This window comes from Enterococcus sp. 12C11_DIV0727, from assembly GCF_002148425.2.
In the GTDB taxonomy this organism is placed as follows: Bacteria; Bacillota; Bacilli; order Lactobacillales; family Enterococcaceae; genus Enterococcus_L; species Enterococcus_L lemimoniae.
In genome coordinates, this window is record NZ_CP147248.1 from 540,492 (window position 1) to 554,633 (window position 14,142).

11 protein-coding genes are annotated in these 14,142 nt (G+C 36.1%); 4 read left to right on the top strand and 7 right to left on the bottom strand.

Translation table 11 applies throughout. The annotated features are described in order from the left end of the window. Positions 1–47: 47 nt before the first annotated feature. The 3 genes from A5866_RS02710 (at position 48) to A5866_RS02720 (ending at position 1,283) form a co-directional block, all read left to right on the top strand. Positions 48–524: a GNAT family N-acetyltransferase gene (locus A5866_RS02710; RefSeq protein ID WP_086444454.1), complete on the top strand. Its 477-nt coding sequence runs from the start codon at positions 48–50 to the stop codon at positions 522–524. Positions 525–551: 27 nt separating this feature from the next. After that, positions 552–755, top strand: a complete 204-nt coding sequence (locus A5866_RS02715; protein ID WP_254907554.1) for a hypothetical protein — start codon at positions 552–554, stop codon at positions 753–755. A gap of 231 nt (positions 756–986) precedes the next feature. Then, positions 987–1,283 (top strand): alpha/beta fold hydrolase, encoded by a 297-nt coding sequence (locus tag A5866_RS02720; RefSeq protein WP_140335127.1) that lies wholly within the window; start codon positions 987–989, stop codon positions 1,281–1,283. 538 nt (positions 1,284–1,821) lie between these two features. Here the strand turns inward: A5866_RS02720 and cls are convergent. Continuing rightward, on the bottom strand, positions 1,822–3,282 hold the full coding sequence (cls, locus tag A5866_RS02725) for a cardiolipin synthase (protein ID WP_086444452.1): 1,461 nt from the start codon (positions 3,280–3,282) through the stop codon (positions 1,822–1,824). 190 nt (positions 3,283–3,472) lie between these two features. On the opposite strand from cls, the gene A5866_RS02730 reads away from it, so the two are divergent. Continuing rightward, positions 3,473–4,006, top strand: coding sequence for a DUF2179 domain-containing protein (locus A5866_RS02730; RefSeq protein WP_086279451.1), 534 nt, complete (start codon positions 3,473–3,475; stop codon positions 4,004–4,006). Positions 4,007–4,093: 87 nt separating this feature from the next. On the opposite strand, the gene A5866_RS02735 is transcribed toward A5866_RS02730, so the two are convergent. The 6 genes from A5866_RS02735 to parE all read right to left on the bottom strand — a co-directional run bounded on the left by A5866_RS02735 (position 4,094) and on the right by parE (position 14,089). Continuing rightward, positions 4,094–5,026 (bottom strand): DUF1803 domain-containing protein, encoded by a 933-nt coding sequence (locus tag A5866_RS02735; RefSeq protein WP_086444451.1) that lies wholly within the window; start codon positions 5,024–5,026, stop codon positions 4,094–4,096. A 107-nt stretch (positions 5,027–5,133) separates the two neighbouring features. Further along, complete coding sequence (locus A5866_RS02740) at positions 5,134–6,060, bottom strand: manganese-dependent inorganic pyrophosphatase (RefSeq protein ID WP_086444450.1); 927 nt, start codon at positions 6,058–6,060, stop codon at positions 5,134–5,136. 97 nt (positions 6,061–6,157) lie between these two features. After that, positions 6,158–6,922 (bottom strand): pyruvate formate-lyase-activating protein, encoded by a 765-nt coding sequence (pflA, locus tag A5866_RS02745; protein ID WP_086279448.1) that lies wholly within the window; start codon positions 6,920–6,922, stop codon positions 6,158–6,160. Positions 6,923–6,987: 65 nt separating this feature from the next. Continuing rightward, on the bottom strand, positions 6,988–9,234 hold the full coding sequence (gene pflB, locus A5866_RS02750) for a formate C-acetyltransferase (protein ID WP_086279447.1): 2,247 nt from the start codon (positions 9,232–9,234) through the stop codon (positions 6,988–6,990). Between the two features lie 316 nt (positions 9,235–9,550). Next, a complete protein-coding gene (gene parC, locus A5866_RS02755; RefSeq protein WP_086445572.1) occupies positions 9,551–12,007 on the bottom strand; it encodes a DNA topoisomerase IV subunit A in 2,457 nt (818 codons plus the stop codon). Between the two features lie 12 nt (positions 12,008–12,019). Further along, complete coding sequence (gene parE, locus A5866_RS02760) at positions 12,020–14,089, bottom strand: DNA topoisomerase IV subunit B (RefSeq protein ID WP_086445573.1); 2,070 nt, start codon at positions 14,087–14,089, stop codon at positions 12,020–12,022. Between the last annotated feature and the right edge of the window lie 53 nt (positions 14,090–14,142).

Below are 14,142 nucleotides of genomic sequence, written 5' to 3' on the forward strand. Positions count from 1 at the left end.
AGATGGTATGATTTGATTAAATAACTTGAATTGGCGGGAAAAATAATATGACCATTATTTTAGAGGAAATGACACGTATAGATTTTGATAACTATCTCTCTTTTGCAATCAAAGACTATGCTAAAGATAAGATTACTGCAGGGACTTGGAATAAAGAAAAAGCAATTCAACTAGCAACAAAAAGTTTTAACGAGCTTTTACCTGATGGAAAGAATACAAAAAACGAATATCTATATTCAATTAAAGACGAATCATTTGATAAAAATGTTGGTTTCTTATGGGTCCATTTAAATAAAACACCTTATGATTCAAGATTTTTCATTTATGACTTTATCATTTTTGAAGAGCATAGAAATATGGGCTATGGTAAACAAACGATTGCACGTCTTAGCGAAAAAGCCAAAGATATAAATGTCTCTCGGATCGACTTGCATGTATTTGCTCATAATAAAGGAGCGATTCATTTATATGAAAAAACTGGATTCGTAGCAACTGATATCAGCATGTCAAAGAAGATCTATTAAAAGTCTTAAACAAAAAAGGAAAACAGCATGTGTCAGCATCCAAGCGCAAAAATCATGACAGAGTTGATTCAAAAACAATGGACAAAACATTCGATCTATGCTGCAGTTATCAATGAAAAAGCAGAGATCATTTCAATAGGTAGAACTACTGTTACAGAAGAAAATGATCCATTGGTCGTTTATAAAGTGTCGAACTATGCTAGAACAAGGATCAGCCATTCATCAAGTTGAGTTAATCGAAAATTTTATGCTAGATGAGATTAAAGACTACTTCACAAGACGCCTAAGATGAAAAAAACTTTTCGCTTAAGGGTTAAATGTAAATCATTAATTAAGGGGCGAATAGAATAATGTACTATTTTGATAATAATGTAAAAGTCTTTTATGATAGTATCGGAGAGGGGAGACCGCTACTTATTATTCATGGTTTTGCCATTGACCATAGAGCAGTAAAAAGGACTGTTGAAGAATCTATCAAGTATAAGAACTATAGACGAATCTATATTGATTTCTGGGATGGGCAACTCACCAGCTCCTGATAAAATGATTGATGCTGATGAGTTACTAAGTATTTTACTTAAATTAATCGAGAAGATTATCGGAACAGAACCATTCTCCGTTTTAGGTTATTCTTATGGAGGATACTTGGCTTTAGGACTTGTTAAATTTATTCCTGAACAAGTCGAAAATTTAATTTTGTTAGCTCCAGTTGTAAAAGCAAATGCTAAGCAACGAAATTTGCCAGAAAAAATAAAATAAGCTCAGAGTTTTTTGAGGTTGAGAATAGAACTCTCTTGGCTCAGTACAAAGCTTCAGCAGCTAATATAACAGAACAAGGCTACAAGAACTTTCTTAAAGAGATTTATCCAGGACTTATCATTGGAGATCACATTTTCCAAAAGACTTTTCAGGAACTTGGAAGCATATGAAAAGTCTTTTCGCTAAACTGATTATTTTCGATAGTTTGATTATTTTAGCTGAACAGGATGATGTCGTTGGATTCTAGGATACCTTGGACCATGAAAAAGACTTTTATGATGGTAGCTTTATATTGATCAAAAATGCTGGGCATAATATGCAACTAGATCAACGAGAGTCTGTTACAACTTAAATCTGTAATTTTTTAAATTAACGACTAAATAGTCTTTGATTTTTCAAATAAAACTACTTTGTATAATGTATATTATGTTAACTAAAAAACGAAATAAACTTTGAGTGTCCATTAATATATATAACTTTATAGAAAAAGACAGTCCCCTCATTTTATCTAAGGTTCACTGTCTTTTCTAAAGTAATTTTACAAGATCGGTGATAATAATCGTGAAAAGTTTTGTTTAAACCGCAACCAATGTGATTGATTTTGAATTATTTCGTCTGTTAATAATAGACTTACGTTCATATCTGATTCAAATATTTGCGTCAATTTCCAAGCAACTTCTGTATCATAGATAAACGTACTAACTTCAAAATTCAAGGCATAACTTCTGATATCTTGGTTCGTTGTACCGATCATACAGATTTCATTGTCGATGATCATTGTTTTAGCATGTAAAAAGCCATTCTGATACATATAGATTTTAATTCCACGTTTATGCAAATAGTTCGCATAATACTGTGTAGCACGATAAATAAAAGGATGATCAGGCATACACGGAATCATGATACGTACATCGATACCAGATCGAACAGCAATCAACAGTGCATTGATCATACTATCATCAGGTATTAGATATGGCGTTTGAATCCAGACTGATTTTTCAGCAGATAAAATCATTTTAATGAACCCACTTTTTAAGATTTCTTCCTCTGAATCCGGTCCATCGGAAACAACTTGTAATGCTAAATCACCAAGCTGGCTGTCCTCGGCAATTTGGAAATAGTGATCAAGATAGTCCATCTTATCTGCCTCGTGTTGCACAGAGGCATTCCAATCCATAATAAAAATTTCCTGAAGCGAAAAAACTGAAGAGCCAACTAAACGAATATGTGTATCTCGCCAATAGCCGAATTTTTTGCTCTCTCCGAGATATTGATCGCCGACATTAAATCCGCCGGTCCACCCTATTTTGCCATCGATTATAACCATTTTGCGGTGTAAATGGTAGTTTAACCGGGTTTTGCTGATCATATTTTTAGAGGTAATAAAAGGCGCAACTTTCCCGCCTAAAGCAACAAAGTCTGCAAAAAACTTTTTATTCGCTCCTGGAGAGCCCCATGGGTCATAAACTAAATGGACTGAAACCCCTTCTTTGACTTTTTCACCAAGTAAATTTAAAAACTGATTCCCGATTCGATCATTAAAAAATGAATAATACTCAACATGAACCGTCTCTTTAGCTTGGCGGATATCTTCAAATAAAGCTTCGAATTTTTCTTTGCCATCAGTGTAAATCTTTAAGCTATTTCGTTTACTTAATGGTGAAGAATCCATGTTTCTGAAGTACTTATTCAATACGCGAGCATCTGTTAGTAAATTAATATCCAACTTACCATCTGATTTCAAATTATCAGCATCAACCATCTTCTTGATCTCAGTGATTTTTTCTTGATCATACGCAGTCAAATTAAACACTTTTTGACCATTGATTCCTCTGCCGCAAAAGAGATAAATGATAAACCCAATGCCTGGTAAAAATAATAAGGTCATAATCCACGCTAAAACACTTGAAATGCTGCGAGGTTTTCTAAAAACGGTAATTAGTGCTGCTGTCGTATTTAATAACAATAAACCAACAAGTATGGTAATAAAAATCTGCATCTATTTTCATTTCTCCCTTAAAATACGTAATATAGTGATTATAGCAAAAATTAGTGATTCATCCAACAAATAACATTAGCTTAACCAGAATTCAACAATTCAAATAAAGATTGCCCTACCCTATTTAAATTGTTGTAATGTTGTACTATAATATGCTGAACTATTTAATTGAAAAGAGGACTAATTGTAAATGGATATCAAAATGCTTGTTACTATTTTTGTAGTGAATTTTTCTTATATCACATTGAATACCATTCGTTTTATGTTAACAATGAAAGGCTACCGCTTGATTGCTCCTTTAGTCAGTATGGCAGAAATAACGATTTACGTGTTAGGTCTTAGTATGGTCTTGAACCGCTTGGATAATCCGATAAATCTGGTTGTTTATGCTCTCGGTTATGCAGTTGGGATTAGTGTAGGAATCAAAATTGAAGATTATCTAGCTTTGGGTTACATCATGGTAACGGCTATCCTACCTTCTTCCACAGAACAACTCAATTTGGCAGAGATTCTGCGAGACCACGGGTATGGCGTTACACAAAGCTTTGGAGCTGGCCGTGAAGGAGAGCGCATGATTTTAGAAATTCTTTCCCCACGTAAAAATGAACGTAGCTTATATAAGTTGATCAATGAAAAAGAACCTAGGGCATTTATTATTTCTTATGAGCCCAAGTTTATCTCTGGTGGTTTTTGGACGAAAAAAGTACGTAAGCGTAATAATTAAGAGAAAAACACTCAAAGAAAGTCTGGAACAAATCTTTGAGTGTTTTTCTCTTTTGTAATCAAGATTACATAATATTATTATGCTAAACTAATGTTTGAAATAATGAATATGATTTTGCTTAGACAAACCATTTTCAACTAACACACTATAAATTTGGTGTTTTAAAAAGACACGCTGATTTTCATCTGTGGTATTTGCCCATACAGAGCTTAATTCGGTTTTCATTTGATCTAGACGGACTTTTAGTTCATCTGAAAGAACTTGATTTTCTAATAATGGAACGGCAAAATATAATTGGTTTTCTTCATCTCGCACCAAATCACCCGTTACAAGTAGAGCTTCTTGAAAAATATTTACCTTACATTCTCTTGTTTTATTTCTATTTGCAGTACGTATTACCTTTTGAATTTGTTGGATAAAATAATTGAGATCTATATCCCCGATTAAATTTTGCAAAGGCTCAAAAATTTGAGGCAACACTTGACTTTTGGATAGTAGATTGAAATAGTTTGCTAAATCAAATGGAACCTGCTGGGCTGTAAAAATCGAGACAAACCGTAATGTATCGTTGCCCTCCTCCCTTCTCTGAAACAAAGGTAGGCCATTCGAAGAATCTTTAACGCCAAAGAAGTAATCTCCTTGCTCTCCACTAAAGAATAAAGACCACAGCCATTCACCAAAAAGAAAATAATTCGTTCGTTCACTTTCCAGTTTCATTCTTTCTAATAACCCTATTATTGATTCTGGAAGAATTTGGGTTTTTTCGTTGGAATAAATCGGAAATGAAAGTGAATATCTTCTGTTTTTTCGTTTAATCAGATTGTATTTGATTAGTTTATCTAGGTATAGTTCTAAGTTGCCATTTGTTGGAAGATCAGCTTTGATTTGACGTAGAATAATCTCTTGATCTTGACGTTCTGTGAAGTATGCTACGATCTCTTTAAAGAGTGGATCAGAGACGATTTTATCCAAAGGTTCACTCTGGTTAGTTTGAGCATAGTAATAGGTTATATTTTCCATAGTTGAACCACGCTTTCTACTTATCTACTCTTCTTCATAAGAAAAACTACAGCTGGAGTAATCAACGCCACCTGTAGTTTATTAAGTTGCTAAATCAGATGTATACTTTAGCTAAATGCTTCAGTTAACTGAGGGACAACTTGTTTTTTACGAGAAACAACACCGTTTAAAAATGCACGGTTATTATTTAATGTTACATTAAAAGCTGCTTCTACTTTATCTAATGAATCACCGATCACTAATAATTCAGAATCGCTATCTAAAATATTTGTCACGATCAAAACAAATAAATCATATCCATTTGTTGCATTTTCATTTTTCATTGTAGCTTCTAGTTCTGTCTGACGAGCTAATACTTCATTCAGGTCAACTGTATTGACTTGAGCGATACGGACATTCTTAGCACCCATCGGAAAGCTTTTAGCATCCAAATCTAATAATGTTTCAGCAGATTTGTCGCTTAAATTAGTACCAGCTTTTAACATGTCTAAGCCATAGCCATTCAAATTGATTTCAGCGATACTTGCTAGTTCATTCGCAGCATCGATATCTTCTTGTGTACATGTTGGTGATTTGAATAATAATGTATCTGAAACAATCGCTGATACCATCATCCCTGCAATTTGTTTAGGAATAGTTACATTGTTTTCTTTAAACATTTTCAAGATGATCGTACAAGTACAACCGACTGGTTCAGCACGGTAATACAATGGATCAGCTGTTTCAAAATTAGCAATTCGGTGGTGATCGACAACTGCAAGAATCGTTAAATCTGCAATATCGGAAATACTTTGTTGGAATTCATTGTGGTCAACAAGGATCACTTGTGTTGTCTCGCCATTCGCACTTTCTACAATTCTAGGTGCATCCACATTAAAGTAATCCAAAGCGTATTGTGTTTCTTCGCTAGGTGCGCCTAAAGCGACTGCTTCTGTTTCCTTGCCTAGTTCTTTTTGTAAGTAAGCAAAGCTGATTGCAGCTCCAATCGCATCTGTATCAGGATTTTGGTGTCCAAAAACAAGAATTTTTGACATAAAAATGGTTCACTCCTTCTTTATTCTTCATTACTAATAATAACAAAAAATAGAAAAGAAACAACAATTATTGTTGTTTCTTTTCTATTTTTATCGACTATCTTGTCGCATAGCCTTGATAGTCGTTGACGTGAAGCAATTTTTTCGCATTTGCTACACGATCTTCTTTCGGTGGTTCGATTCCATCTAATGGATACGTTAAGCCTAATTCATCCCATTTGTATTTACCCATTGTATGATACGGCAACACTTCTACTTTGTCGACATTTTTCAATGTTTTGATAAACGTATCCAACCGAATCAAATACTCATCGTAATCACTACGTTCGGGAACCAAAACGTGACGAATCCAAACTGGTTTTCCAATCTCAGAAAGATATTGGGCCATTTCCAAAATATTTTCGTTTCCTAACGAAGTAAGTAATTTGTGTTGTTCGTTATCAATATGTTTGATATCAAATAACAGTAAATCAGTATAGTTCATTAGTTCTTCGAATTGGCTGAAAAAGGGTTCTTCTCTTGTGAATGGTTTGCCACAAGTATCGATTGTTGTATGTATTCCTTTTTCTTTCGCTTTTTTAAACAAGTCAGTTAAAAATTCTAATTGAAGTAAAGGTTCGCCCCCACTGACAGTGATTCCGCCTTTTTCGCCCCAATAAGAACGATATTTGATTGCTTCTTCTAAAACTTCATCGGTTGTTACTTCGCGTCCGCCAGAACCAATCTTCCAAGTATCAGGATTATGACAAAATTGGCAGCGCATGCGGCAACCTTGTGTAAATACGATGAAACGAACGCCGGGGCCGTCAACGGTTCCAAAATTTTCTGTAGAGTGAATTCTACCGATAACAGGAGTTGTCATTGCTTGTTCCTCATTTCTTTTAAAAAAAGGGCTGACACGAGGTCAACCCTTCAGTTGTTTGTTTATTATAGTCTGTCATGTGAAGTTCTAGAGATAACATCTGCTTGTTGCTCAGGAGTTAAATCACGGAATTTCACGGCATATCCAGATACACGAATTGTTAAGTTAGGGTATTTTTCTGGATGTGCTTGTGCATCTAATAATAATTCGTTTGTGAACACGTTAACGTTCAAGTGGTAACCACCTTTATCGAAGTAGCCATCCATTACGTTACGTAAGTTATCGATTCTTGTATCATCATCTTTACCTAAACCGTTAGGGTTGATTGTTTGTGTATTAGAGATTCCATCTAATGCACTTGTATATTCTAATCTAGCAGTTGAGTTAAGTGATGCTAAAAGACCATTTTTCTCACCTAAGAATTTACCATCTTGGTAGCTTGGGTTAGCACCTGGTGCTAATGGTTTGCCGGCACGACGACCATCTGGTGTATTACCAGTTGCTTTACCGTAAACAACATTAGAAGTGATTGTCAATAATGAAGTTGTTGGTTTAGCGTTACGATACGTATGTTGACGTCTGATTTGAGTCATGAAGTACTCAAGTATCCAGTTAGCCATTGCATCTGCTTCTTCATTATCGTTACCATAAGTTGGGAACTCGTTTTGAGGAACATAGTCAATTGCTAAACCATCTTCATCACGGATTACTTGTACATTACCATGTTTGATCGCCATTACTGAGTCAGCAGCATGTGAAATCCCTGCAATACCAGTTGCGAATGTGCGTTGTAAGTTACTTTCCATGAAGGCTAATTGTGCTGCTTCATAAGAATATTTATCATGCATGTAGTGGATAACATTTAATGTATTTACATATAATTCAGCTAGCCAGTCCATAATATCTTTGTAACGATCGATAAATTCATTGTAGTCTAAAGTATCGCCAGTCATTGGACGGAACTTAGGAGCTACTTGCATTTTTGTTTTTTCGTCTACCCCACCATTGATAGCATAAAGAACAGCTTTTGCCAAGTTAGCACGAGCACCGAAGAATTGCATGTCTTTACCCATAACTGTTGCAGATACACAGCATGCGATCGCACAGTCATCTGATCCCCAGTTAGCACGCAATAAATCATCATTTTCAAATTGGATAGATGAACTTTGTTTTGCAATTTTAGAAGCAAATGTTCTGAATCCAACTGGTAAATGTGAAGAATATAACACAGTTAAGTTAGGTTCTGGAGATGGTCCCATGTTTGTTAGTGTGTGTAAAATACGGAAATCACTCTTAGTCACTAATGAACGTCCATCTAAGCCCATACCAGCGATTGATAAGGTTGCCCAGATTGGGTATCCAGAGAATAGTTGGTTATATTCTGGTGTACGAGCAAATTTAACCATACGTAATTTCATGATCAAATGGTCGATCATTTCTTGTGCTTCAAATTCAGTGATAAGGCCTGCTTCTAAGTCACGTTGGATATAGATATCTAGGAATGCAGAGATACGTCCGATAGACATAGCTGCACCATTTTGTGATTTGATAGCGCCTAAGTAACCAAAGTATAACCATTGTATTGCTTCTTTTGCATTTGCAGCTGGTTTAGAGATATCAAAGCCATAAGTTGAAGCCATTTCTTTAAGATCAGCCATTGCTCTGATTTGTTCAGAAATTTCTTCTCTTAAACGAATAACATCATCTGTCATTACTTTGTTACCAGTGTTACTTAAATCTTTTTTCTTTTCGGCAATCAAGAAATCCATACCATATAATGCGATACGACGATAATCACCGATGATACGGCCACGGCCATAAGCATCAGGAAGACCTGTGATGATTTTGTTTTTACGTGCAGATCTCATTTCAGGTGTGTAAGCATCAAAAACACCTTGATTATGTGTTTTTCTCCACTCAGTAAAGATTTTAGACATTTCTGCATCTACTTCATAACCATTAGAAGTCAAAGAGTTATTGGCCATGTTGATTCCGCCAAACGGCATGAATGCTTGTTTTAACGGTACATCTGTTTGCAAACCAACGATTGTTTCTTCTTCTTTGATCAAGTAACCTGGTTCATGAGACGTTACAGTTGCAGGAATATTTGTGTCCATATCATATACACCATTTTTTTCATGTTGTACTTCAAATAATTCCTGTAATTTTGTCCATAATTTGTCTGTGCTTGGTGCGATTGGCTCTAGGAAAGAATCATCACCTATATATTCAGTGTAGTTTCTTTGGATAAAGTCTCGTGTATCTACTGATGTTTGCCATTTTTCGCCTTTAAAGCCTTTCCATTGCTCCATTTTGGGGCCTCCTTAGTATGCTGAAATCTATTGTAACAGCTTTATGTGATTAGTATAACACATCATCGTTTTTATGCAAGCCTTTCCTTACTACATTTCGAACTAATTTATGTTTTTTTTCATTAAATACTCGTATAAAGCTTATATAATAAGCTTTTATATTTGTGATTTAATTAACTAATTTGATCTCACTGTTTCTATAAAGTAAGAAATCTGTTATACAAAAACAGCCCTCTGTACTAGTACAGAGGGCTGTTTTTTCTAATTCTATAGAACAGTTCGTTCTTTTAATTAGATGTTTCTTCTATTTTGGGTTCTAATTCTTGGGTTCTAATTCTGCGGTATGCATTTCATGGACTTCTAAAATTTCACCGTCTTGCTTTTCATCCAGCATAAATGATCCATTAGATGTTCGATCATTAATTGGATATTTTTCAGAATCAAGATTATACTGTTTACCGTTTTGCGTTGTTACAAGTAATTCTAAGGGACTGCTCTCGGACATAAATGTTACGCGATGAGGATTTTTCTTCAATTCTCTAAGAACCATCAAACCACGTTTGGCACGTCCTAATTGCGGCAGTTCTTGTGCTAACATTCGTTTGATGCTACCTCGTTGAGTCAAGATCACGATCGGTGTATCGCCGTCTTCATGAACAAGTAATCCATTGACCACATAATCTTGTTCTTTTAAGTTCATTGCTTTCACACCGGCTGCTTTGGCCCCAACGACTGGTACTTCATCCAAAGGATAACGTAGCCCGAAACCGCGATGACTAACCAAGAACACATCCAAAGTTTTTTGTTCGTTTGTTAAAAAGACATTGACGATCTCATCTGATTCGGATTTTAATTTCATACAGTTTGTTGGACGACTCTTGTACGTTCTCCAAGGTTCAAAATCAGTCATTTTAGTTTGTTTGATCATACCTTCTTTAGTCATGAACACGAAGGTTTTCGTTGGTGAAAGTTCTTTATAGGTATAAACTGCAATAATCGATTCATCAACGGATAGATTTAAAATAGCCTGAGATATGTGTTCCCCAATTTCTTTCCATCTTAGATCAGGTAACTCATGAATTGGGCGATAAATCACATTTGCTTTATTCGTGATCAATAAAATATGATCTAACGTATTCACTTCGCCAGTGTAAAGAAGGAAGTCCCCTTCTTTCATTCCGACTTCTTCCGGTTTGGAGGCGCTATACGAGCGTAAGCTACTACGTTTGATATAGCCTTCATGGGTAACTGTTACAATGACGTCTTCTTGAGCCACTAACACTTTAGTATCGATTTTGATCTCTTGGATCTCATCTTCGATTTGTGTTAGACGTGGATTACCGTATTGTTTTTTAACCTCACGTAATTCTTTTTTCATGACATTGAATAACTCTTTTTCGTCACTTAGAATTTTGGTCAACTCTGTCACTAACTGATTTAATTCTTCCGCTTCTTTTTCAAGCTGCGTGATATCCGTGTTCGTTAAACGATATAATTGCAATGTAACAATTGCTTCTGCTTGCTCTTCAGTAAAGGCATAAGCTTTTACTAAATTCATCTTCGCATCTTTTTTGTCTTTACTACCACGGATCGTTTCAATTACTTTATCTAGGATCGATAAAGCTTTGATCAATCCAGCTACTATATGTTGGCGTTTTTTCGCTTTGTTCAATTCGTATTGACTACGATTCGTTATGACTCGTTTCCGGTGTGCGATATAGCTATCTAAAATACGTTTTAAGCCGACTTGTTGCGGAGTCATATTATCAATCGCAACCATGTTGAAATTATAATTTATTTGTAGCTCTGTATTTTTGAAAAGATAATTCAAAATACCTTCAGCATTTGTATCTTTTTTCAATTCAATGGCGATTTGTAGCCCAGTACGGTCACTTTCGTCACGAACTTCGGCAATCCCATCGATTTTTTTGTTTAAGCGAACTTCGTCCATTTTTTTCACTAATGTTGCTTTATTGACTTCATAAGGAATTTCAGTCACAACGATTTGCTGTTTACCACCTTTTAAAGGTTCAATTCTTGTTTTTGAACGAAGAATCACTTTTCCTCGACCTGTTTCATAAGCTTTTTTGATTTCTTCTTTTCCTTGCAAGATACCGCCTGTTGGAAAATCAGGTCCTGGAATGAATTCCATTAGTTTGTCTAACGTTGCATTTGGATGATCGATCAAATAAATTGTTCCATCAATAATTTCAGCTAAGTTATGCGTAGGAATTTCAGTCGCATAACCTGCGGAGATCCCTGTTGAACCATTCACAAGTAAATTAGGATATTTTGCTGGCAAAACGGTTGGTTCTTTTTCAGTATCATCAAAGTTCCAGACAAAATCGACGGTTTCTTTTTCGATATCTTTTAAAAGTTCTCCGCTTAACTCAGACAAACGCGCTTCGGTATAACGCATCGCAGCTGGCGGATCACCATCCATACTCCCATTATTTCCGTGCATCTCAATTAAAACTTCACGAAGCTTCCAATCTTGACTCAATCGAACCATCGCTTCATAAATACTACTGTCACCATGAGGATGGTAATTCCCCATGATATTTCCGACAGATTTTGCAGATTTTCTAAAGCTTTTTTCAAAGGTATTACCATCTTTATTCATGGAAAATAAAATTCTACGTTGGACAGGTTTTAACCCATCACGAATATCTGGTAGGGCCCGTTCTTGAATGATATATTTGGAATATCTTCCAAAACGATCGCCCATTACTTCTTCAAGCGTTAATTCTTGAATATCTTGGCGTTTTTCCAAATTCGTCACTCCCTACTCTAAATCAAACAAACTGATTTCTTCTGCATCTGCATTTTTACGTTCAGCTTCTTCTTTTTTTTCTTCATCTAGTACTTCGTTAGAAATGGATGGAGAGATTTCTGTTTCCCCATCTTTTCTATCTAAAATGCTGCCATCTTCTTCCAACGTAAATTGGACATGACGTTCAATCCATTTTCTTCTTGGTTCTACTTTATCCCCCATCAGAGTGGTTACACGACGTTCTGCTTGAGCTGCATCATCTATTCTAACTCGAATCAACGTGCGTGTCTCAGGGTCCATTGTGGTCTCCCACAGCTGATCTGCATTCATTTCCCCTAATCCTTTGTAGCGTTGAAGCATATAGCCTTTACCGACTTGCTCCGTAACATTGGCTAGTTCTTCATCGGTCCAAGCATATTCAGTCACAGCTTTTTTGCCGATCCCTTTTGAAACTTTATAAAGCGGTGGTAGTGCAATATAGATTTTACCGGCTTCAATCAGCGGCTTCATATAACGGTAAAAGAAAGTTAGGAGTAAGACTTGGATATGGGCGCCATCGGTATCCGCATCGGTCATGATGATGACTTTATCATAGTTACAGTCTTCAACTGAAAACTCAGGTCCCACGCCTGCACCGATCGTATAGATCATTGTATTGATTTCTTCGTTTTTCAGAATATCCTGCATCTTCGCTTTTTCAGTATTCAGAACTTTTCCTCGTAAAGGTAAAATCGCTTGAAATTTTCTGTCGCGACCTTGTTTAGCTGAGCCGCCGGCAGAATCTCCTTCGACTAGGTATAATTCATTTCGTTTAGGATTGCGTGATTGAGCAGGGGTTAATTTACCTGATAAAAGAGATTCCCCTTTTTTGCGTTTTTTCCCGTTACGACTTTCTTCACGCGCTTTCCGTGCTGCTTCACGTGCTTCACGCGCTTTGATCGCTTTACGAATCAACTGTTGACTCATTTCGCTATTTTCTTGGAGATAAAATCCCATTTGCTCACCAACAACATTATCTACTGCATTACGTGCCATTGGTGTCCCAAGTTTTTCTTTTGTTTGACCTTCAAATTGTAATAGGTTTTCTGGAACTCGAATCGATAGCACCGCAGCTAAACCTTCACGGAAGTCACTACCTTCAAGATTTTTATCTTTTTCTTTTAGTAACCCGACTTTTCTAGCATACTCATTGTACGCTTTTGTCATTGAAGATTTCATACCAACTTCATGAGTACCGCCATCTTTTGTTCGGACATTATTTACAAATGAAAGAACATTTTCTGAATAACCATCATTGTATTGATATGAAAGTTCTACTTCAATACCGTCTTTTTCACCAGAAAAATAGACAACAGGTGTTAATGTATCTTTTTCTTCATTAAGATACGCTACAAACTCCTTGATCCCTTCGTCATAGTGAAAGGTCTCTTCCTTGGGTTCTTCTCCTCTAAAATCTGCTAAGGAGATTTTTACTCCTTTTAATAGGAATGCGGACTCTCTTAAACGTTCGGCTAGTGTGTCATATGAAAAATGAATGGTCGAAAAAATCGTATCATCTGGTAAGAAAATCACAGAAGTACCATTCTTTTTAGTTGTCTTACCAACTTTTTTCAAGGTCCCAACAGGTTTACCACCGTTTTCGAAGCGTTCCATATATTCAACGCCATCGCGGACAATACGGACTTCTAACCAACTTGATAGTGCATTAACCACACTGGCACCTACACCATGAAGTCCTCCAGAAGTTTTGTATCCACCTTGACCAAATTTACCGCCGGCATGGAGAACGGTGAAAATCACTTCTACAGTTGGGATACCGGATGCATGCATCCCCACGGGCATTCCACGACCTGAATCAGTTATTTTGATGCTATTATCTTTTTGGATCGTCACGCTGATTTCATTTCCATAACCGGATAATGCTTCATCGACAGCGTTATCGACGATTTCATAGACTAAATGATGTAATCCACGGCTGTCTGTGGAGCCGATATACATTCCTGGTCTTTTTCTTACAGCTTCCAATCCTTCTAAAACTTGAATGGAGGCGTCATTGTATTCATTGTTTACTTTTTTCGCCAAAGAAAAAACTCCTTATACTTGAATTATAGGGCGCTAGGCCACATCATTACAAT